Below are 20,720 nucleotides of genomic sequence, written 5' to 3'. Positions count from 1 at the left end.
GCTCGTTACCGAACGCGCTCGGCGACCAGGAACGCCTCGACAGCCTGCCGATACGCCAGCTGCGCCTCGTCGTGGACCAGATGTCCGGCCTCGGGAACATGCAGATATTTAGTTGACCGGTCGACTTCGGCCATCGCAAGCATCTGGCCCGGCGGCGTCACGGAGTTTCCGGCCTCGATCAGAAGCGCCGGCTGCCGCACCGCCCGCCATTGTGCCCAGTAGTCGCGCGTACCCCATTCAGCGGCGATCTGGATCCACCGCGAGGTGTGCCCATGCAGGCGCCACCCCGTGGCCGTGCGGTCGAAGGCTTCCAGAAAGTACTGCCCGGCAAGCGGCCCGAATTCCGCGAATACCTGATCGGCCGAATCGAATTCAACGGGAAGTGCGTGCAACCACGGCTCCCACGGGCCGGTGGTGCGGCCGACGAAATCCGGCGCCATGTCCTCGACCACCAACGCCGACACCAGCCCGGGACGCTCAGCGGCCAAACACCACGAATGCAGGGCACCCATCGAATGTCCGACCAGCCTGGCCGGCCCGCCCAGCTCGGCCACCGCCTCACCCAGGTCGGCCACGAAACGTTCGGTGCTGATCGGATACGGATCGTCGACGTCGCGGCCGCGGTGCCAGGGCGCGTCGTAGGTATACACGGCACCGAGGCGAGTCAGCCACGGCAGCTGACGCGACCAAGTGCTGCCCCGGCCCATCAGCCCGTGCACCAGGACCAACGGCTCTCCCTCTCCGCCGTGATAGGTCAACAGATCGGTGGGCATAGACCTATCTTGCGCGGCGTGCCGACGCTTGAGCCAGGCGCGGTAACCTAGCCGAATGCCAGTGGTGAAGATCAATGCAATCTCGGTGCCGGCCGGCGCTGGCCCCGAACTGGAAAAGCGCTTCGCCCACCGCGCGCACGCGGTGGATAACTCTCCGGGCTTTCTCGGCTTTCAATTACTGCGTCCAGTCAAGGGTGAAGACCGCTACTTCGTGGTGACACACTGGGAGTCTGATGAAGCGTTCCAGGCTTGGGCGAACGGGCCCGCCAAAGAAGCTCATGCCGGCGAACGGGCCAATCCCGTGTCAACCGGCGCCTCGCTATTGGAATTCGAGGTTGTGCTCGACGTTGCAGGGAACACGCCGGCTGACTAGCCGGCGCCGCAACCGGCTGCGCCGCGCGACGGTGCTCACCGCCGCCGCGGCGCTGGTGCTGACGCTGACACCTGGGTGCTCGTCCTCGCCAACCCCATCGGCTAACGCGGCCAACCCGCAGCGCCGGATCGACACCGTGACTCCACCGGGTCTGCGCGCCCAGCAGACCATGGACATGCTCAATTCAGACTGGCCGATCGGCCCGGCCGGAGTGGCCACGCTGGCCGCGCCCAGCAAGGTCGACTCGGTCGAAGCCACCATGGAGGGACTCTGGTGGGACCGGCCGTTCGCCCTCGACAGTGTGGACATCAGCGCCAGCGTGACAACGCTGCACCTGACCTCCTCCTACGGCGCGCGACAGGACATCCGCCTGCACACCGATGACGGCGGCTGGGTGGACCAGTTCGAACTCGAGACGCTTCCCCCACCGACAATCACCGCCTGGCGCGACGTCGATGCCGTATTGAGCAAGACCGGCGCCCGATACTCCTACCAGGTGTCCAAGGTCGAAAAGGGACAGTGCACTCGAGTCGCGGGCACCAACACCAACCAACCTCTACCCCTGGCATCGATTTTCAAGTTGTACGTGCTGCATGCCCTGGCGGATGCAATCAAGAGCGGCACCGCATCCTGGGACGACCAGCTGACCGTTACCGCCAAGAGCAAGGCCGTCGGCTCCTCTGGCCTGGAATTATCTCCCGGCGACCATGTTTCGGCACGCCGGGCGGCCGAGAAAATGATCGCCAATAGCGACAACATGGCCACCGACTTGCTGATCGGGCGGCTGGGCAAGCACGCCATCGAGCAGGCGCTGGCCACCGCCGGCCATCACGATCCGGCCAGCATGACTCCTTTCCCCACCATGTATGAGCTGTTCTCGGTGGGTTGGGGTCAACCCGATCTGCGGGAGCAATGGAAGCAGGCGTCTGCGCAACAGCGAGCGGCATTACTCGAACAGGCCGATTCGACTCCGTACCGCCCCGATCCGACTCGTGCCCACACCCCGGCATCAAACTACGGTGCCGAATGGTATGGCAGCGCCGAGGACATCTGCCGGGTCCACCTGGCCTTGCAGGCCGATGCGGTCGGTCCCGCCGCACCGGTGCGAAAGATCCTGTCCGCCGTCGCGGGCATTGCGCTAGACCGCAACTACTGGCCCTACATCGGCGCGAAAGCCGGTGGTCTGCCGGGAGACTTGACCTTCAGCTGGTATGCGGAGGACAAGACCGGGCAACCGTGGGTGGTGAGCTTCCAGCTGAACTGGCCGCGTGACCATGGACCGAATGTGACCGGATGGATGCTGCAGGTCGCCAAGCAGGTCTTCGCGCTCGTCGCTCCCGAATAGCGGTCCATACCGCGGCTGCGAACCGCTGGGCGGTAAGCGAAATTCGGGCGGTTCGCAGACCCCGCAGTCGGTCTTTGACGCCCCATCGGGCGACCTGGACTATTCCCTCGCCGATGTTGGATCCGCTCATCTTTGAGGCACCGACCTCCCGCTCGGTGAAGGTAATCGGCACCTCCACCACGGCGAAGCCGGCATTGAGGCTGCGCCAAGTCATTTCAACTTGGAAGCAATAGCCCCTGGATTCGAGAGTGTCGAGGTCGAGTGCCTCGAGCACCTCGCGGCGATAGGCCCGATAGCCACCGGTGATGTCATAGACACCGACGCCCAGTATCAACCGCGAGTACGTATTGGCCGCCTTGGACAACACGCGCCGTCGCCGTGGCCAGTTGCGTACCGTCCCGCCGCGCACATATCGGGACCCGATGGCCAGATCGGCGCCCGCCTCAACAGCCTCCAACAGTCGGTGCAGCTGTTCGGGAGCGTGGCTACCATCGGCGTCCATCTCGACTAGCACCGAGTAATTGCGCTGCATACCCCAGACGAAACCCTGCAGGTAGGCCGCGGCCAGACCGTCCTTGACGTTGCGGTGCAACACGTATGTGCAGCCGGGGTCGGCGGCGGCCAGCTCGTCAGCGAGTTGGCCAGTGCCATCCGGGCTTTCGTCATCAACGACAAGAACATGCACGTCTGGGCAGGCATCCTTGACGCGCCGGTGGATCAGGGGCAGGTTCTCCCGCTCGTTGTACGTCGGGATTATCACCAGGACCCGCCGGCTCCGACCAGTGCCCGAATTCTCATGCGGGTCTCGCTCGTGGGTCATTTGCCTCCTTCAGCTGGCCCGATGGCCGAGGCCGCCACCGACACCGCAACGTCGTCGCGGACCTCACCGCGCGCGGGCAACAGGAATGCGACCACGACCGCGCCGACCGCGGCGAAAACCGCACACGCCAGACAACCGCCGCCAAAGCTTTCCAGGAATGCCGATTCGACGGCATGCCGGATGGCTGGCGCCTCCCCGACGGGGAGTTGGTCGAGCACCTGCTTGGCTGCCGCCATCGACTGCCGCATCGCGGCACGCGCCGCCGGATCGAGGCCATGTAACGCCGCATTACTGCTCATCGACCTCAGGTAGACCGATGCGAAGACGCTGCCCACGATGGCCACTCCCAGGCATGCCCCGAGTTGGCGAGCCACCCCGGTCACCGCCGACCCGACACCGGCGGCGGTCGGGCTCAATGAACCCATGATCGCCTCACTGGCCGGGGCCATGGTGAGGCCCAGTCCGCTGCCGAGCTCGGCCATCACCGCCGCGATCAGCCAATACGGCGTGCCGGCGTCGAAGCCACCCGCGCAGGCCACGGAAACCGCCACCATCACAAGGCCACTGGTGACCACTGCGGTGGTACCCACCCGTTCGACAATGCGCGGAGCGATGACACTGAGGCCCGCATAGGAGAACGCAAGCGGCACCAGCCGCACTCCCGTATCGAACGCGCGGTAGGCAGCCACAAATTGGAGGTACTGCGTGGCAACGAAGATGAAGCCGCACATCACCAGATAGGCGGTTGTGACAGCCGCGGTCCCTCCGGAGAACCGGCGGTTCGCGAAGATCGACAGATCAAGAATTGGGTGCCACGTTCTTCGCTCCAACCAGAGGAACACCGCGAGCAAGACGACCGCGAGCGCAAAGCCCGCAGCGGTTCTCGCACTGGCCCAGCCGATGTTGGGCGCCTCGATGAGCGTGTAGGTCAAGACGGTGACGCCGACGGTCGATACGAGCAGACCCGGCAGGTCAAGTGGTGGGCGATCGGGGTTGCGCGAAGTTGGTACAAACATATTTACGCTGACTATGGCGACGACCGCGATCGGTACATTTACCCAAAAGATCGAGCCCACCGAGAAGTGCTCTATCAGCCATCCGCCCAGAAATGGCCCAATAACCACCGCGATGCCAGTGACCGCCGACCAGACTCCAATTGCTCTGGCGCGGTGCGTCGAATCAACGAATACATTTGTGACCAGCGCCAGCGATGTCGGAAAGATGATCGCGGCACCGACCCCCATCACCGCGCGTGCCCCGATGACCGCTTGCGCCGAGCCGGCACTGGCGGCCACCGCAGACGAGGCGCCGACAATGACAAGGCCGATTGTGAGCCAGCCGCGCCTGCCATAGCGATCGCCTAGATTGCCTGCCGCCAAGAGCAATCCGGCCGCAGCAATCGCATATGAATCGACGATCCACTGCAGTTCGGCGTTGCTGGCCTGCAACGCACGAGACAACGTGGGCAGCGCGACATTGACGATGGTCAAATCGATAGATGCGATGAAGCTGCCCAAAACGATGACACCCAGTACCAACTTCGGACGAACATTGCCGCGGTTCATGGATACCCCAGGGCTCCGGCGGCCGGCACGAGCCACGGATTCGCGATGATAAAACCAATCCCTGGGGCCGGAGGCCGGCGAAGCGCCTCCTATCGGCGCACCGCCGCCGCACCGGCGCCGGCTCGACCGGCGAATGTGTCGCCAATTGTCGCCAGGACTCGCCGCGCCTCGCTGATCGGCAAGTTTGTTCCCGCGCGGGGTGTTCCCTGGTCGGCAGGATTGCCCTACTGTATTTCGCGTGGAGTCACACGGAACCCCTGAATTGGTGGCCGTCGAGAATTTGCACTCTGGTGACCCGATCACCGATGTCAACGGTGGCGGTCAAAGGTACATCGTTTTGGAGTCGAAGGCCGTTGGCGACGGCTGCGTCGTCCTCGAACTCGAGTCCAGAGTGGACCATCAGCTGCAGGTCATCGAAAAGTCCTTCCCGACCGGTTACCACGTCGGCAGGGCCAACCACCGAATTCTGTAAGCCCGGTTTTCCACCCGAAAATCGCGGTGCGGCACCCTTGCGCGGCGATGCGCGTATCGCATTTTTGGGATACCCAACCACCACCCGGTGATTGACGATGTGCGTGCCCGGCGGCGCAGATTCCGTGGACGTGACGAACTCGCCCGCAACAGCCCCGAACCGTGGATGCGGACCACTGGGCCGCCTTGGGCCCCAGCCTGCGGTTTCCGGCAAATCTGGGTAAACGGCTGTTGATTTGCGGCCCGCGGTCGCACCGGCGCGGCACTATTGATCCGGAGTGCCAGGCGGGCCGAAGCGAACACCGGGTCGGTTCCATCGGCTCCCGCCGCCCCCAAGGTGGTGGCACCGGACCCACGGGGATCGATGCGCGGGCGCCTCACCAGAGGCCCACACACCCGGGGGTCCGTGTGGACAGGTTGGTAAGACGCCAGGAGGATTGGCGCGGTACACGTTATTGAAGGGTGGCGCATGAAGATTCCGGGTGTGGTCAACCCAGTGGCCAATCTGGTCGCTGGGGTGACCGGCGGAGCGGCACAGGTGGTGCGGGCCGGCGTGCAGACTGCCGCCGATGCTGCCGGTGTTTTGCAGACGCTAGCCAGCCCAGTGGTGGAGCTGGCAGGTCCGGTAGTGCAATCGGTGGCCCAGACGACCAACCGGGCGATCGGGCGAAACGGTGCTGCCGACGGGGCCCCGGACGGCGTCACTCCGCCGCTGCGCTGGCACAGCGGTCGCCGGGTGCATTTCGACCTGGATCCGTTGCTGCCATTCCCGCGCTGGCATGAGCACGCGGCGGTGGTCGAGGAGCCGGTCCGCCGCATCCCGGGTGTGGCCAAGGCGCACGTCGAGGGGGCGTTGGGTCGGCTGGTGGTCGAGCTCGAGGACGGCGCCGACAGCGACACCGTGCTCGACGAAGTGTGCGACACCGCCGCCACCGTGGCCGCCGACATCTTCCTGTCCGGATCGCTATCTTCGCCCAACTCGGCGCCCTTCGCCGACCCGGGCAACCCGTTGGCGGTGCTGGTCCCACTCACCGCCGCGGCGCTGGATCTGGCCGCCCTGGGCGCCGCGGTGACCGGCTGGGTGATCCGGCTGCCCGCCGCACCGCAGACCACCCGCGCCGCCGCCGCCCTGATCAATCACCAGCCACGCATGGTGTCGCTGCTGGAATCCCGGCTGGGCCGGGTGGGTACCGACATTGCGCTGGCCGCCACGACCGCCGCCGCCAACGGGCTGACCCAGGCGGTCGGCACCCCGCTGCTGGATCTGGTGCAGCGTGGCCTGCAGATCTCGGAGGCGACGGCACACCGGCGGGTATGGCGAGACCGCGAACCCGCGCTGGCCTCCCCCGGGCGGCCGCAAGCACCGGTGGTTCCGGTCATCTCGTCGGCCGGCGTGCAAGCGCAGGAACCCCGGCACAGCTGGGCGGCGGCCGCTGCCGGCGAGGCATCACACGTCATGGTCGGCGGGTCCATCGATGCCGCCATCGACACGGCGAAGGGGTCGATGGCCGGCCCGGTGGAGAGCTACGTCAATTCCGCGGCCAACGGCGCGTTGATCGCCGCGGCGAGTGCGCTGGTGGCCGGCGGCGGCACCGAGGACGCGGCCGGCGCCATCTTGGCCGGCGTGCCACGGGCGGCGCACATGGGCCGGCAAGCGTTCGCGGCGGTCCTGGGCCGCGGGCTCGCCAGCGAAGGTCAATTGGTGCTTGACCCCGGCGCGCTGCGCCGGCTGGATCGGGTGCAGGTGGTCGTCATCGACGGCGCCGCGCTGCGCGGTGACCACCGCGCCGTCCTCCGCGCCCAGGGCGACGAACCCGGCTGGGATGACGACCGGGTCTACGAGGTCGCCGACGCGCTGCTGCACGGTGAAGAGGCTCCCGAACCCGACCCCGACGAGCTGCCGGCGACCGGCGCGCGGCTGCGCTGGGTTCCGCTGCGCGGTCCCTCGGCCACACCCGCCCAGGGGCTCGAACACGCCGATCTGGTGGTCGATGGCCAGACGGTGGGCAACGTCGACGTGGGGTGGGAGGTCGACCCCTATGCGATCCCGCTGCTGCAGACGGCGCATCGGACCGGCGCCCGGGTCGTGCTACGCCATGTCGCCGGCACCGAAGACCTGTCCGCTAGTGTCGGATCCACCCATCCGCCCGGCACGCCGCTGCTGAACCTGGTGCGTGAGCTGCGCACCGATCGCGGACCCGTCTTGCTGATCACCGCGCTGCACCGCGATTTCGCCTCGACCGATACGTTGGCCGCGCTGGCGATCGCCGACATCGGGGTCGCCCTGGACGATCCGCGCGCGGCGACCCCGTGGACTGCCGACATCATTACCGGTACCGACCTCGCCGCGGCGGTCCGGATTCTGTCCGCGATTCCGGTGGCCCGCGCCTCCAGCGTGTCGTCGGTGCACCTCGCCCAGGGCGGCACCACATTGGCGGGGCTGCTGCTGGTCACCGGCGAGCAGGCCAGAACCACCAACCCCGCCAGCTTCCGGCGCTGGCTCAACCCGGTCAACACCGCCGCCGCCACTGCCCTGCTATCGGGAAGCTGGTCGGCCGCCACCGTGCTGCGGCTCCCCGATCCCACGCCCCAACCGCTGACCGCCTGGCACGCCCTGGACCCCGAGATCGTCTATGCGCGACTGGCCGGTGGTGCACGCCCCATGGCCGTGGACCCTGGAACGCCGACCTGGCGTCGTCTCCTGGACGACCTCTCCTATGAACCGCTGGTCTCCCCGCTGCGTGGCCCGGCACACACGCTGGCCCAGCTGGCGGCGGCGACGCGGCATGAGCTCGCCGACCCGCTGACTCCGATCCTGGCGGTGGGCGCCGCGGCCTCGGCGATCGTCGGCAGCAACGTGGACGCGCTGCTGGTGGCCAGCGTGATGACGGTCAACGCGATCACCGGTGGGGTGCAGCGGCTGCGCGCCGAGGCGGCCGCGGCGGAGCTGTTCGCCGAACAAGACCAAATGGTGCGCCGGGTCGTCGTGCCGGCGGTCGCGACCACGCGGCGCCGGCTGGAGGCCGCCCGGCATGCCACCCGCACCGCCACCATGTCGGCCAAGTCGCTGCGCGTTGGTGATGTCATCGACCTGGCCGCCCCGGAGGTGGTACCCGCCGACGCTCGGCTCCTGGTGGCCGAGGACCTCGAAGTCGACGAGTCGCTACTGACCGGTGAGTCGCTGCCGGTGGACAAGCAGGTCGACCCCGTCGCCGTCAACGATGCCGACCGGGCCAGCATGCTGTTCGAGGGCAGCACCATCGTGGCCGGGGGGGCGCGGGCCATCGTGGTGGCCACCGGCGCCGGCACCGCGGCGCATCGGGCGATCTCGGCGGTCGCCGACGTCGAGACCTCGGCCGGGGTGCAGGCCCGGCTGCGCGAGCTGACCAGCAAGGTGCTCCCCCTCACCTTGGCCGGTGGCGCCTCGGTCAGCGTCTTGGCCCTGATGCGGCGTGCCACGCTGCGTCAAGCAGTGGCCGACGGCGTTGCCATCGCGGTCGCCGCCGTGCCGGAGGGGCTGCCGCTGGTGGCCACCCTCTCGCAGCTGGCCGCCGCACAGCGCTTGACCGCGCACGGAGCGCTGGTGCGCGCGCCGCGCACCATCGAGGCGCTGGGCCGCGTCGACACCGTGTGTTTCGACAAGACCGGCACGCTCACCGAGAACCGGCTGCGTGTCGTGTGCGCCATTCCCAGCTCGACCAGTCCGCTGGATCCGTTCATCGACAGCGCCGACCCCCGCTCCACCGAGGTGCTGCGGGCCGCCGCCCGGGCCACCACCCAGCCCCACGATGGACAGGGGCACGCCCACGCGACCGATGAGGCAATCATCGTCGCGGCGAATTCTCTGGAAGGCCTGGATGATTCGGCCTGGACCGTGATCGCCGAAGTCCCATTCGAATCCAGCCGCGGCTACGCCGCCTCGATAGGCACGACCGGGACCAGCAACGGCCATCCGACACTCATGCTCAAGGGCGCCCCCGAGACGATCCTGCCCCGCTGCCGGTTCGCGGACCCCGACGCCGACCTCGAACATGCGGAAGCCTTGGTGCACAGCCTCGCCGAACGCGGGTTGCGGGTACTGGCGGTCGCCAAGCGCCCCTGGGAACATGACACGGCCGACGATGACGACACCGACGCCGACGCAGTCGATGCGGCGGCCCACGACCTGGAATTGCTCGGCTATGTCGGCCTGGCCGACACCGCGCGCCCGTCGGCGCGACCATTGATCGAGGCGCTGGTGGATGCGCAGCGCAACGTGGTGCTGATCACCGGCGACCATCCCATCACCGCGCGGGCAATCGCCCGCCAGCTCGGCTTGCCCGAGGATGTCCGGGTGGTCACCGGAGCCGAACTGATCGGTCTCGATGAGGACGCGTGCGCCAAACTCGCCGCCGACGTGCAGGTGTTCGCCCGGGTGAGCCCGGAGCAGAAGGTTCAGATTGTGGCCGCGCTGCAGCGTTGTGGACGGGTGACCGCGATGGTCGGCGACGGCGCCAATGATGCCGCCGCCATCCGGATGGCCGACGTCGGCATCGGAGTGAGCGGTCGCGGTTCGTCGGCCGCCAGGGGCGCCGCCGACATCGTCTTGACCGACGACGATCTGGGTGTGTTGCTCGACGCGCTGGTCGAAGGCCGCAGCATGTGGGCCGGCGTGCGCGATGCGGTGACGATCCTCGTCGGCGGCAATGTGGGTGAGGTGCTGTTCACCATCATCGGCACGGCTTTCGGTGCCGGGCGCGCCCCGGTGGGAACCCGACAACTGCTGCTGGTCAACCTGCTTACCGACATGTTCCCAGCGCTTGCGGTCGCCATCACGTCGCAATACGACGATCCCGAGGACGACAGCGATCTCAGCGATGAAGAGATCGAGGAGGCACGGCGCAGGCGCCAGCGGGCGGTACTGACCGCTCCGACCCCCTCCCTGGACGCGCCGCTGATGCGCCAGATCGCCAACCGGGGCGTCGTCACCGCCGCGGGCGCGACCGCCGCCTGGGCCATCGGCCGCTGGACCCCGGGTACCGAACGCCGCACGGCGACAATGGGATTGACCGCGCTTGTGACCACTCAGCTGGCACAAACCCTGCTGACCCGAAGCCACAGCCCACTCGTTTTGGCTACCGCGTTCGGTAGCGCCGGCGTCCTGATCGGCATCATCCAGACCCCGGTGGTCAGCCACTTTTTCGGATGCACACCGCTGGGACCGGTTGCCTGGACCGGGGTGTTCAGTGCCACCGCCGGGGCAACCGCGGTCTCGGTGCTCGCGCCCAAGTGGCTGGCCAAGACCGTTGACGTGGCCCTAGAACATCAGGACTGGGCTTCGGGTTCGGCGTAGCTCGCCAGCTGTTTGCGCAGCACCTTGCCGGCCGGATTGCGCGGAATGCTGCTGACCAGGTGGATGTCTCTGGGCTGTTCGAACCGCGACACCCGGCCCTTGAGGTAATCGCGGATCGCGTCCGCGTCGATGTCGCAGCCTGGGCGGGCGACGACGAATGCGGCCAGCCGTTGGCCGAACTGCTCGTCGGCAACGCCGATGACCGCGTTCTCGGCAACGTCGGGGTGGCTGGCCAGCGCGTTCTCCAGTGACCGCGGATAGACGTTCTCGCCGCCGGAGACGATCATGTCGTCTTCACGTCCGACGATGTAGAGCCGGCCCGATTCGTCGAGATAGCCCATGTCTCCGGTGCTGGCCATGCCGTCGATGACGGCTTTGCCGCCACCGCCGGAATAGCCGTCGGAATTCAGTTCGCCGCCAACGAAGATCCGCCCGGTTACCCGCGGCCCGACGGGCCGTCCGTTCCGGTCGAAAATCCGCACCGGGCACCCGGCGACGGGTCTGCCCACCGTCTCGGGCCAGTCGCGCAGCTCGGCCGGTGTGGCCAGTGCGCCGATGCCCACTTCGGTGGAGCCGTACAGGTTGTACAGAACGTCGCCGTAGGCCTCCATGAAGCGGCGCGCCAGGCTGGGATCGAGTCGATCGCCGCTGGATATCACCACCCGCAAGCACGGCAGCGGATTTCGCGCCCGCACCTGATCGGGCAGATCGAGGATGCGCGCCAACATGATGGGAACCACGCTCAAGCCGTCGGCGCGATGCAGCGATGTCTGGGCCAGCGTTGCTTCGGCATCAAAGTGCCGACGGGTCAGCACCGTTCCGCCCAGGCTGATGGTCAGCACCAGCATGCCAAATCCCAGACCGTGAAACATGTGCGTGGCCAGCGTCATTCGCGAACCGACACGCAGCCTGGTTCGCTCCAGAAGCGTCACGCTGACCCCGATCCCAGAACTCACCTTGGGCTTGCGCGGCACCCCCTTCGGGACCCCGGTGGTGCCCGAAGTCAACAACACGATTCGTCCGGAGGGGGCGACCTTGGGCCGCGCGCAGTCCCGGGCGGTGACGGTGCTCGGATCGATGACCAACACCGATTCGCCAGTTCCGGCCACCTGGTCGACAAACTCGTCGTCGCACAACATCACCCGCATCTGGTGTGCTTCCAGCGCGGCGGCGAGCGCGGTGGCGCGGAACTCCGTGTTCACCAGCACGACGTCGGCACCGACCAACCCGGCGGCAAACGCCGCCGCGACAAAGTTGCGGCCATTGCGGCACATGACGCCCACGGCTTGCCCGGGCCCGATGCCGGCAAGGGTGAGCTCCCCGGCGACCGATTCGGTCATCGTTTGAATCTCGCGGTAGCTCAGCGCACCGTCGTCGTCGACGATTGCGGTCCGCTCCGGCCACCGTGCCGCCGCGATAGCGAGCGGGGTGTAGAGGTTCGTACCGCCCCGGTACAGCTCGCGGACCAGCCGCAGCGCGGCGGCCGGGCTGGACGGGCTGAGCAGCCCCGATCCCAGTAACGCCCGCGCCGCGGTTGTGACCACGCCTGCAGCCATCATTGTCAGCTCTTTCCTGCCTCGGCGGTTGGGGCGAAGAACCGGCGGTGCCACACCCGCGCCGCCTGCTCGGCGGGCCCGGCCAGCAATACCGAGGCCAGTTCGGCCGGCCACAGCCAGGGCGGCTCGTTGGTGCGAGGCCGTTCGACGATCGCTTTCGCCACAGCGTCGGCGGCCTGATCGGGCTCGAGGCCGGGAAGCCGGCCCAGCATCGGCGTCGGTTCGATCATCCGGGTACGGACCAGGGCGAAGTAGACGGACGTCACGTCCACACCGTCGCCGTGTAGCTCCGGCGCCACGCTGCGCAGCCAGCGATCGAACGCCCCTTTGGAGGCCTGATAGGCGCCCCATTGCGGGCCCGGGACCAGGCGTACGCCGACACTGGAAACGTTCACCACATGGCCTCGGCCGCTCTCACGCATCGCCGGCAGCAATCCGAGCAACAGCCAAATCGGACCCAGGTAGTTGATGTCGATGGTGCGCTGGAAATCGTGCGGACGGTCGTATTGGTCATGCAGCGACCGGCGCAACGACTTGCCCGCGTTGCTGACCACGATGTCCAGCGGTCCGTGATTCTGATTGACTTGCTTGGTCAGTACTCCGACGGCAGCCTCGTCGGTGAGATCGGTCGGGTAGGCGACCGCCGCTCCACCGCCCGCGGCGATGGCCGACACGAGGTCCTCAAGGCGCTCCGCTGATCGCGCCACCATCAGCACGGTGGCTCCGGCGGCGGCCAGTTTCCGCGCGGTTGCCTCGCCGATCCCGTAGGACGCACCGGTAACCAACGCGGTCTTGCCCGTAACTGCGCCGCGTAGCCGGTCGGGATCGGCCAGCGTCGCCGGGTTCGCCAGTCCGTTGCTGGCTCGTTCGAAGGCCTTCGCTAAGGCCTGCGTCGCCAGATTCATAGGAGCGGTTCCCCCGTTGCGGACTACTGTTTTGCCTATTGTGACCCATGGTCACTCTGGCATTTGCGGGTCCGGGGTGTGGGGGTTTGGCGACATCCGAGTCCCCGCCAGCGACCCGTGGCCGCGCCACCGCGGCCACAATCAGCTCAGCCGCCCAGATTCGGGCAGGTCAGCCCGTTGCGGGCCGATCAGCCCGTCCATATCGTCGGTAAAACTTCTCGACGCGTCCCGCGGTATCGAGCGTGCGGCGGGTACCGGTCCAGAACGGATGCGAATCGGCGGACACCTCCACGACCACCAACGGGTAGGTGTGCACCTCCGAGGGGGTCTTCCAGTCGATGCTGCGAGAGCTGGTCAAGGTGGATCGCGTGAGAAAGCGGGTGCCGGTGGTCGCGTCCTCGAAGACCACCGGGTGGTAGTCGGGGTGAGTGTCGGATTTCATTCCAGTTCTCCTTTGTTGAGGTGCCCGGAGAACTGCCCGGATTCATCCGGCGTCTCGTGGCACGGGTCTTCATGCCAGTCGCCGAACGGGTCGTCGTAGGCCGGCCAATCCTGTGGCCGGGCCATCTCCCGGTCGGTGAGCAGCGCCCCGGTCAGCACCCGGGTGATCTCTGCCCGGTCGGCGCCGCAGGCCAGAACCGTCATCGCGGTGTGCCGGTCGCCGAAGCGGTATTCCCACATCAGCTCGGCAAACAGGCGTCGCTCCGGGTCGGCGTGGTCCACCTCGGCGGGTGACATCGCCGCCAGCCACTTGCCCGCCGAGGCGACCCGCAGGCCTCCACCCGCCGATTCGAGCCACATGACCTGATCGGGCCGATTGGCCAACCACAGGCGTCCACGGGTACGAATCACGCCATCGAGCAAGTGGTCGACGGCGTCATGCAGGCGCTCCGGCCGAAACGGGCGGCGGGCGTTGAACTCCACGATGCCGACCCCACCGTCGGTGCCCAACGGAGGCCGCCCGCCCAACAGCGAAGCGTGCGGATGGTCGCTGCGCCCCCTGCGTGAGTAGTCGTCGAGGTTGGCCAGCGCCAACTCGACCCGGTCGAGCCCGACGGTGATCCTCGCCCGCGGCGCCAGGCGCGGCAACACGGCCAGCGTGACCGGGTCGGGGCGGTTGAGCACCAGCACGTCGGCGAATTCGGCCTGACCAACTGTCACCTGAGCGAACGTCCGTCCGTCGGCTAGTTCCTCGTCGCCGAGAGACTGCGCCAGCCAGTTCGCCGAGTCCACACACGTCACCACCGCGCCGATCCGAACGTCGCGGCCGGCCGGAGCGTCCGGATAGCCGGGCCCGACCCGGACCCGCACGTGATTGATTGCCCGGCAGATGGGTTCGGGCTCCAGCCAGGGCGCCAGGTGCACCACGATCCGGTCCACGCCGTCTCGGCGGTGCAGCCTGCGCAGCAGAATCAGCAGATCGTTGCGAATGGTGCAGGAGACGCATCCATGCGCCAACTCCAGCGCCTCTTCGGCAGTGCTCAGTTCTCCGCGGCGAAAGGTGATGATGTTGCGCCTCACCACGTGCCCATCAAACCGATGCTCGACAACGACCGTTCCGGGCCGGCGCAGCAGTAGGCCGGTCACGTCGTCGGTATCGCCCTGCCCCGCCACCAGCACAACGGGAGTCCGCATCACCACTCCTTCCCGAGCTCTCCCGATCGTTATTGAAAACGATTTTCATTAAGACCGGACTCACGATACAGTGCGTCACACGGGGTTGTCGAAAATGATTTTCAATAAGCGTGCACTGAGGAGGCGCCCATGTCCGCACGATGCCAAGTCACCGGTCGCACGGTGAGTTTCGGCAATACGGTGTCGCATTCGCACCGCCGGAGCCGACGACGGTGGTCACCGAACATTCAGCTCAAGACCTATTACCTGCCGTCGGAGAACCGTCGCATCAAGCTGCGGGTCAGCGCCAAGGGCATCAAGGTCATCGACCGCGACGGCATCGAGGCCACGGTCGCGCGGCTCCGGCGGGCCGGTGAACAGATCTAATGGCGCGCAACGAGATTCGCCCGGCAGTCAAGCTTCGCTCCACCGCGGGAACCGGATACACCTACATCACCCGCAAGAACCGCCGCAACGACCCCGACCGGCTCATTCTGAGCAAGTACGACCCGGTGATTCGCAAGCACGTCCCATTCCGGGAGGAACGCTGAATGGCCAAGAAATCCAAGATCGTCAAGAACAACAAGCGCCGAGACATCGTCGCGCGCTACGCCCAGCGGCGCGCCGAACTCAAGCAGATCATCCAATCTCCCACCAGCAGCTACGAGCAGCGGCTCGACGCACAACGCGCCCTGAGCCGTCAGCCGCGTGACGCGAGTGCGGTACGGCTGCGCAATCGCGACGCCATCGACGGCCGTCCGCGCGGCCACCTGCGCAAGTTCGGATTGTCGCGGGTGCGAGTGCGCGAGTTGGCCCATGCGGGTCAGCTACCGGGTGTTCGCAAGGCGAGCTGGTAGCCACAGATGAAAAAGAAACCCAGACGCACTCGGCGCCCCATCGCAGCCCCGGCAACGCCCGCCAAGAAGAACCTGCTGGATTCGCTCGGGGTCAGCGAGGTCGACTACAAGGACATCTCGCGGTTGCGCACGTTCATCTCCGATCGCGGCAAGATCCGCTCTCGTCGGGTCACCGGTCTCACCGTGCAACAACAACGGCAGATCGCCACCGCGATCAAGAACGCCCGCGAAATGGCGCTGCTGCCGTATCCAGCCTCCCGGCCCCAGTAGGGCCGTCCTCGCGGCGGCCGTTATGTCGAGGCGGCGCGGCGGTGGAGCCTGCGCGGGTCAACCCCCGAGCGGGTCCACGCCTGCGCCGCCCATGGCAAGTAGATCAACCTGACCGGCAGCCGCCCCAGCACCGGATTCAGCCCTCGTATGAGGGCGGCGGAACGCTGAAATCGCCTCTCCTTCTTGGCGTTCCAATCGAGGTCACACACCTCGCGCATCTGCGGCGGCAGGGTTCCGACAATCACCAACCGGGCGTAGGCGTTCAGGGGCGCAGACAGGATCCTCCAGATCAGCGCAGGCAGCTTGCGGGGGCCAGGGATCCCTTTGCGTAGATAGCCGGTCCCGTAGAGCACGGTCTTGTGCGGGACGAACCGGTCGAGCATGCCGTCCCAGTAGGCCACGAACTCGTCATAGGTTTGCGGCTGACTTCGATCGCTGACGCCGTAAAGGCCGTACCAGATCTTGCTCTCCTCGAAGATCTGCTCCTTTTCCGCGCGGGACAGCCTCCGGATGAACGTGTCGGTGTTGTAGAGGATTTGGTCGACGAACGTGGCGTGGGCCCAGTAGAACAACTCCGGATTCAACGCGTGGTACCGAGAGCCATCACCGATGGTGCCCTTGATCGGCTTGTGGAAATCCCGCACCGTGCGACCCCACCCATGGGGGTCCTCGGAATACACGGTCCGCATCAAGGGCGGTCCGGTGCGCTTGGCCCGGCCCAGGGTGTCGCTGAAGACCACCGAATGATCGAGGACTCCCTGACCGAGCTGTTCGATGCAGTTTTCGGTGCCGGCCGCGCGCTGGAATCCGAAGAGTTGAGTACGCACGTCTCCATAGAATTTCCAGATCAGCGAAGTCGGGCCCAGCCGCTGCGCGACGATCTCGTCGTCGACGGGCCGGTCGATCGGCATGGGTAGGGCCTCCCGGACACCGGTGTCGAAATCCACGCCCGCGGTCAGCTCCGTTGCCATCCACCCTCCTTGACGAATCCATGTGTCGTTAGTGAACCACTGATACAAGTTCGTCTCTTTGTGTCACCCTAGCCACCGCGGCGGGCGGCCGCAAATGAGCGGTGCCCCGCGTCAGGCTCCAGATCAGGGGCAGTGATCTGGGAAAACGCGGCATTCGGGGGAATCCGCAAGGCGGAGCCGATCTATCATGCAGTCAAAAATGGGCACCGAGACCAGCACCGACGGAGTCGAGTCGATCACCGATCTCGACCGCACCATCCTGGACACCGCACGCGCGGTTTTCGAGACCTACGGTGTCCGGCGGGCGAACATCGAAGACGTCGCCACCCGGGCCGGTGTCAGCCGCAGCACCATCTACCGACGCTTTCCCACCAAGGACGAGCTGTTCGAACGGGTCGTGCGGCGCGAGGCGGAGTTGTTCTTCGCCGCCCTGAACCAGGCCACCAACGGCCACAACCCGCGTGAGGCGGTGATCGAGGCGTTCACCCTCGGGGTCCGACTCATCCAGGATTCCCCGCTGTACTCGCGGATAGCCGAAAGCGAGCCGGAGCTATTCGGCATGTTTTCCCGCTCCCACGTCTTCCCGATCGGCCAATTCGCCGACGGCATCGCCCACACGCTGCGGCGCTGCGGCGCCGATGCTCCCGACGCCGACCTCGCCAACATCGCCGACATCCTGCTGCGTGTTGCCGTTGGCATCATCATGTTTCCCACCGAGCGTCTCGATACCTCGGATGACGCCGCGGTCCGCGAGTACGCCGCCCGCTATCTGATTCCGATCATTACGTTGTAGCCGTGTCGCAGGCGCCCCGAACTCCCCGGACTCGCTACGCCAGGTGCGGCGACCTGGACATCGCCTACCAGGTGATCGGGGATCATCCGATCGACCTGCTCGTCATACCGGGGGCCTCGATTCCGGTCGACACCATCGATTCCGAACCGTCGATGTACCGCTTTCACCGCCGTCTGGCGTCGTTTTCCCGCCTGATCCGGTTCGACCATCGCGGCGTCGGCCTGTCATCGCGGGTTTCGTCGCCGGATGCGCTCGGCCCGAGGTTCTGGGCCGAGGATGCGATTGCGGTGATGGACGCGGCCGGATGCCAGCAAGCCACGATTCTTGCCTCCGGGTTCACCGCGACGACCGCCCTGGTGCTGGCCGCCGACTATCCCGAGCGGGTGCGCAGCCTGGTGCTCATCAACGCCTCCGCGCGGACACTGCATGCGCCCGACTACGAACTGGGCATCAGGTCCAACACCGCCGAACCATTCCTCACCCTCGGAACCGATCCCGACGCGGTCGAGCAGGGGTTCGACGTGCTGCGCATCATGGCGCCCAGCGTGGCCCATGACGACGCGTTCCGCGACTGGTGGGATCTGGCCGGAAACCGGGCGGCCTCGCCCAGCACGGCGCGCGCCTTCATCAACGCGGTTCAAGCCTCGGATGCGCGCGACTCGCTGCCCCACATCACCGCGCCGACGCTGATCCTGCATCGGGTGGGCACCAAGTTCGTTCCGGTCGAGCACGGCCGCTATCTGGCCGAGCACATTGCCGGGTCGCGCTTGGTCGAGCTTCCCGGTTCCGATTCCTTGTATTGGGTCGGCGACACCGCCGCGTTGCTCGACGAGGTCGAGGAGTTCATCACCGGCGTCCGGGGCGGCTTCGTCACCGAGCGGGTACTGACCACGGTCATGTTCACCGACATCGTCGGCTCGACCCAGCGCGCGGCCACCGTGGGTGACCTGCGCTGGCGCGACCTGCTCGATAACCACGACAACCTGGTCCGCCACGAGATCCAGCGGTACGGTGGGCGCGAGGTCAATACCGCGGGCGACGGGTTCGTCGCGACGTTCAGCAGCCCGAGTGCGGCAATCAACTGCGCGGACACCGTCGTCGACGCCGTCGCGGTGCTCGGCATCGAGGTCCGGGTGGGGATTCATGCCGGCGAGGTCGAGGTGCGGGGGGCCGACGTCGCCGGCCTGGCCGTACACATCGGTGCCCGGGCCTGTGCGCTGGCCGGCTCCAGTGAGGTGCTGGTGTCCTCGACGGTGCGTGACATCGTCACCGGCTCGAGCCACAGATTCGCCGAGCGCGGCGAACACGAACTCAAGGGCGTGCCGGGCCGATGGCGGCTTTGTGCGCTGGTCCGGGAGCACCTCACGGGCCAGCGGTAGAGATCTGATCGGCAGCGGTTCGGGGACGGGCTTCGGGCTGGCGATCGACGCCAAAGGGCCGCGGGTCTGCTAGACGCGCGATGACTTGGGTGCGCCGACCACGCGGCTGACCCGTGAATGAATGGCCTGGTGCGCAAGCTCGCGCATCGTGGCGCCCACTCTGAGGACCTCGCTGAAGGCCGCGGCGTCCAGCGACCACAGCACTGAGGGCTGGCTCGCCCGCACCGTGGCCGCCCGCCGCCAGCCGCTGAGCAGAGCGATTTCGCCGAAGTGATCGCCGGCGACCAGCCGCAGCACCAGCTGGCCGTCGACAAACGCTTCGAGTTCACCGGATTCGACGACGTAGAAGTGTGAGGCCGGCTCCCCTTGACGGAACACGATGTCGCCGGACCGCAGCTCGATGCGACGGTACCCGCCGACCGAGAGCAACAGCAGCCTGCCGAGAGCCTGCAGCGGGACATCGATGTTCAGAAACGACTGCACGATGTCGCCCTGGTCGGTCAGCCCGAGATGCGGATGATCGCAGTCGATATCGGCGGCTTCCGCGCTGGCCGCGTAGAGCACCGCCGCCGCCAGCAACGCCATGGTCAGCGACATGGACTCGTCACCGCACATTGCCGAGCCGTCGAAGTTGACCGGAAATCCCGAGTTCAGCAATGTCGCATCGAGCTTGCCGTCGGCGATGCGCAGGTCGGCATGGCAGTTGGGATCCGGAATCGCAAGCCGGCGCAACGCGGCGCCCGAGAACTCGCGATCAGACGATGACGCCGACATCAACACCACGCCGGGGCGCAGTAGATCGTGCAACTCGGTGGGCACGCTGGTCGCTCCGGTGGCACCGATGATCACATCGTAGTCACCGATCGCCTGGGTCAGATCGATCGGGCCCGGGTGGCCCACGCGGGTGTCGTACACATCCACCCGCTCATGACGGGGACGCAGCTGGTCGGCCCGCGCGCTGCCGATCGCTCCCGCACCGGTGATCAGGATGGCGTCACCGCGGTCGAGGCCCTCGATGCGATCGAAGGCGCATCGTGTCACGTTGCCCGCGATTATCGGCGACTCGTAGAGGACCTTGGCCGACGAGCGGGCGATGTTGACGACGGGAAACCCGAGCGCGCAGTTGGCGATCTTGGCGTAGCCCGCCGACGTCTGCTCGATCCCGACGATGTTGGCCGTGCCGTCGAGTGCGGCACCAGCGGCGGCCAGCAACGAGCCACCGTCGTCGAGCAGCACGACTCGGCCGGCTCGGCCAGCCGCAAGCCGATCCCAGGATTGGGCGAAGAACCGTTCCACATGTCGCGTGTACTCGGTGTCGAAGGATTCGTGGGGCGCGTAGGCGGCGCTGAACTCATCGACGTGAACACCGTCGGCTCGCATGGCATCGGCGACTCCGAGATGAGTCGAGTAACACTTGCCGATCACCGCGACGTTGCGGGGGTCGAGCCCGACCCGAAACAACGAGCGCAGCATCGCATGCGTCGTCTCCAGCAGATGCTGTGCGGCGATGACGACAACGCCGTCCAGGCTGCCACCCCGACGCGACACGATCGCGTCGACTAGCGGAAAAGTGGTGACCTGCGTCCCCTTTGGTAAGTTAGCACGCACTTTCGGCCCGCGACGGCGAATCCGGAGCACCGCCATGCCGGCACACACCCGACCGCGACGACTCCCGCCGGTAGTGCCCAGGGCGCCG

Annotated in this window: 18 protein-coding genes and 1 pseudogene; 10 read left to right on the top strand and 9 right to left on the bottom strand. The window is 67.0% G+C overall.

The features are described from left to right. Positions 1-5: 5 nt before the first annotated feature. Entirely contained in the window at positions 6-773 is a 768-nt protein-coding gene (locus MMSP_RS04740) for an alpha/beta fold hydrolase (protein WP_020785694.1), read from the bottom strand. A 55-nt stretch (positions 774-828) separates the two neighbouring features. Between MMSP_RS04740 and mhuD the strand changes: the two genes are divergently transcribed. Further along, positions 829-1,146 carry a mycobilin-forming heme oxygenase MhuD gene (gene mhuD, locus MMSP_RS04735; protein ID WP_012396612.1) on the top strand — a complete coding sequence of 106 codons (318 nt, stop codon included), beginning with the start codon at positions 829-831 and terminating at the stop codon, positions 1,144-1,146. Next, positions 1,121-2,491 (top strand): serine hydrolase, encoded by a 1,371-nt coding sequence (locus MMSP_RS27985; RefSeq protein WP_161628238.1) that lies wholly within the window; start codon positions 1,121-1,123, stop codon positions 2,489-2,491. Before mhuD ends, MMSP_RS27985 begins: the two co-directional genes overlap by 26 nt. Before the next feature lie 64 nt (positions 2,492-2,555). On the opposite strand, the pseudogene MMSP_RS25635 reads toward MMSP_RS27985, so the two are convergent. Together MMSP_RS25635 and MMSP_RS04725 are read right to left on the bottom strand one after the other, a co-directional pair. Then, positions 2,556-3,269 (bottom strand): annotated as a pseudogene (locus tag MMSP_RS25635) (polyprenol monophosphomannose synthase); the annotation flags it as partial. Positions 3,270-3,307: 38 nt separating this feature from the next. Further along, positions 3,308-4,876: a DHA2 family efflux MFS transporter permease subunit gene (locus MMSP_RS04725; protein ID WP_020785692.1), complete on the bottom strand. Its 1,569-nt coding sequence runs from the start codon at positions 4,874-4,876 to the stop codon at positions 3,308-3,310. Between the two features lie 238 nt (positions 4,877-5,114). On the opposite strand from MMSP_RS04725, the gene MMSP_RS04720 reads away from it, so the two are divergent. Beyond that, the gene (locus MMSP_RS04720; protein ID WP_015354093.1) at positions 5,115-5,348 is read left to right on the top strand and encodes a hypothetical protein; all 234 of its coding nucleotides are present in this window, start codon (positions 5,115-5,117) and stop codon (positions 5,346-5,348) included. Positions 5,349-5,816: 468 nt separating this feature from the next. Continuing rightward, positions 5,817-10,679: a cation-translocating P-type ATPase gene (locus tag MMSP_RS04715; protein WP_020785691.1), complete on the top strand. Its 4,863-nt coding sequence runs from the start codon at positions 5,817-5,819 to the stop codon at positions 10,677-10,679. On the opposite strand, the gene MMSP_RS04710 is transcribed toward MMSP_RS04715, so the two are convergent. The 4 genes from MMSP_RS04710 to mrf all read right to left on the bottom strand — a co-directional run bounded on the left by MMSP_RS04710 (position 10,652) and on the right by mrf (position 14,775). After that, entirely contained in the window at positions 10,652-12,238 is a 1,587-nt protein-coding gene (locus MMSP_RS04710; RefSeq protein ID WP_020785690.1) for an AMP-binding protein, read from the bottom strand. The two genes, MMSP_RS04715 and MMSP_RS04710, sit on opposite strands and share 28 nt — an antisense overlap. Positions 12,239-12,240: 2 nt before the next feature. Further along, complete coding sequence (locus MMSP_RS04705; protein WP_011742326.1) at positions 12,241-13,140, bottom strand: SDR family NAD(P)-dependent oxidoreductase; 900 nt, start codon at positions 13,138-13,140, stop codon at positions 12,241-12,243. A 169-nt stretch (positions 13,141-13,309) separates the two neighbouring features. After that, on the bottom strand, positions 13,310-13,582 hold the full coding sequence (locus MMSP_RS04700; RefSeq protein ID WP_020785689.1) for a type B 50S ribosomal protein L31: 273 nt from the start codon (positions 13,580-13,582) through the stop codon (positions 13,310-13,312). Further along, positions 13,579-14,775 carry a ribosome hibernation factor-recruiting GTPase MRF gene (gene mrf / locus MMSP_RS04695; RefSeq protein ID WP_036427089.1) on the bottom strand — a complete coding sequence of 399 codons (1,197 nt, stop codon included), beginning with the start codon at positions 14,773-14,775 and terminating at the stop codon, positions 13,579-13,581. Before mrf ends, MMSP_RS04700 begins: the two co-directional genes overlap by 4 nt. Before the next feature lie 129 nt (positions 14,776-14,904). On the opposite strand from mrf, the gene rpmB reads away from it, so the two are divergent. From rpmB to rpsR, 4 genes are read left to right on the top strand one after another with little or no spacing between them, the layout of a single operon-like run. After that, a complete protein-coding gene (gene rpmB / locus MMSP_RS04690) occupies positions 14,905-15,141 on the top strand; it encodes a 50S ribosomal protein L28 (RefSeq protein ID WP_011742329.1) in 237 nt (78 codons plus the stop codon). Continuing rightward, the gene (gene rpmG / locus MMSP_RS04685) at positions 15,141-15,305 is read left to right on the top strand and encodes a 50S ribosomal protein L33 (RefSeq protein WP_011742330.1); all 165 of its coding nucleotides are present in this window, start codon (positions 15,141-15,143) and stop codon (positions 15,303-15,305) included. Before rpmB ends, rpmG begins: the two co-directional genes overlap by 1 nt. Continuing rightward, positions 15,306-15,611 carry a 30S ribosomal protein S14 gene (rpsN, locus tag MMSP_RS04680; RefSeq protein WP_011742331.1) on the top strand — a complete coding sequence of 102 codons (306 nt, stop codon included), beginning with the start codon at positions 15,306-15,308 and terminating at the stop codon, positions 15,609-15,611. A 6-nt stretch (positions 15,612-15,617) separates the two neighbouring features. Beyond that, on the top strand, positions 15,618-15,881 hold the full coding sequence (rpsR, locus tag MMSP_RS04675; RefSeq protein WP_011742332.1) for a 30S ribosomal protein S18: 264 nt from the start codon (positions 15,618-15,620) through the stop codon (positions 15,879-15,881). Positions 15,882-15,901: 20 nt separating this feature from the next. On the opposite strand, the gene MMSP_RS04670 is transcribed toward rpsR, so the two are convergent. Then, entirely contained in the window at positions 15,902-16,852 is a 951-nt protein-coding gene (locus MMSP_RS04670; protein ID WP_020785687.1) for an oxygenase MpaB family protein, read from the bottom strand. 187 nt (positions 16,853-17,039) lie between these two features. Here MMSP_RS04670 and MMSP_RS04665 point away from each other — a divergent pair, with 187 nt between their 5' ends. Next, positions 17,040-17,645, top strand: coding sequence for a TetR/AcrR family transcriptional regulator (locus MMSP_RS04665; protein WP_020785686.1), 606 nt, complete (start codon positions 17,040-17,042; stop codon positions 17,643-17,645). A gap of 2 nt (positions 17,646-17,647) precedes the next feature. Beyond that, positions 17,648-19,024 (top strand): adenylate/guanylate cyclase domain-containing protein, encoded by a 1,377-nt coding sequence (locus tag MMSP_RS04660; protein ID WP_036426183.1) that lies wholly within the window; start codon positions 17,648-17,650, stop codon positions 19,022-19,024. A gap of 69 nt (positions 19,025-19,093) precedes the next feature. On the opposite strand, the gene MMSP_RS04655 is transcribed toward MMSP_RS04660, so the two are convergent. Beyond that, complete coding sequence (locus tag MMSP_RS04655) at positions 19,094-20,668, bottom strand: cyclic nucleotide-binding domain-containing protein (protein WP_051153611.1); 1,575 nt, start codon at positions 20,666-20,668, stop codon at positions 19,094-19,096. Positions 20,669-20,720 lie beyond the last annotated feature (52 nt).

The sequence above is a fragment of the Mycobacterium sp. 012931 genome (genome assembly GCF_000419295.1).
Lineage (GTDB): Bacteria > Actinomycetota > Actinomycetes > Mycobacteriales > Mycobacteriaceae > Mycobacterium > Mycobacterium marinum.
The sequence above is the reverse complement of the archived record's forward strand: the minus strand, read 5'-3'. Positions and strand labels throughout refer to the sequence as shown.

Coding starts and splice junctions, on each gene's coding strand:
- MMSP_RS04665 (WP_020785686.1), top strand. CDS start 17,040: ATGCAGTCAAAAATGGGCACCGAGACCAGCACCGACGGAGTCGAGTCG.
- MMSP_RS04740 (WP_020785694.1), bottom strand. CDS start 773: ATGCCCACCGATCTGTTGACCTATCACGGCGGAGAGGGAGAGCCGTTG.
- MMSP_RS04710 (WP_020785690.1), bottom strand. CDS start 12,238: ATGATGGCTGCAGGCGTGGTCACAACCGCGGCGCGGGCGTTACTGGGA.
- MMSP_RS04655 (WP_051153611.1), bottom strand. CDS start 20,668: ATGGCGGTGCTCCGGATTCGCCGTCGCGGGCCGAAAGTGCGTGCTAAC.
- rpsN (WP_011742331.1), top strand. CDS start 15,306: ATGGCCAAGAAATCCAAGATCGTCAAGAACAACAAGCGCCGAGACATC.
- mhuD (WP_012396612.1), top strand. CDS start 829: ATGCCAGTGGTGAAGATCAATGCAATCTCGGTGCCGGCCGGCGCTGGC.
- MMSP_RS04670 (WP_020785687.1), bottom strand. CDS start 16,852: ATGGCAACGGAGCTGACCGCGGGCGTGGATTTCGACACCGGTGTCCGG.
- MMSP_RS04715 (WP_020785691.1), top strand. CDS start 5,817: ATGAAGATTCCGGGTGTGGTCAACCCAGTGGCCAATCTGGTCGCTGGG.
- MMSP_RS04700 (WP_020785689.1), bottom strand. CDS start 13,582: ATGAAATCCGACACTCACCCCGACTACCACCCGGTGGTCTTCGAGGAC.
- rpmB (WP_011742329.1), top strand. CDS start 14,905: ATGTCCGCACGATGCCAAGTCACCGGTCGCACGGTGAGTTTCGGCAAT.
- rpsR (WP_011742332.1), top strand. CDS start 15,618: ATGAAAAAGAAACCCAGACGCACTCGGCGCCCCATCGCAGCCCCGGCA.
- rpmG (WP_011742330.1), top strand. CDS start 15,141: ATGGCGCGCAACGAGATTCGCCCGGCAGTCAAGCTTCGCTCCACCGCG.
- mrf (WP_036427089.1), bottom strand. CDS start 14,775: ATGCGGACTCCCGTTGTGCTGGTGGCGGGGCAGGGCGATACCGACGAC.
- MMSP_RS04705 (WP_011742326.1), bottom strand. CDS start 13,140: ATGAATCTGGCGACGCAGGCCTTAGCGAAGGCCTTCGAACGAGCCAGC.
- MMSP_RS04725 (WP_020785692.1), bottom strand. CDS start 4,876: ATGAACCGCGGCAATGTTCGTCCGAAGTTGGTACTGGGTGTCATCGTT.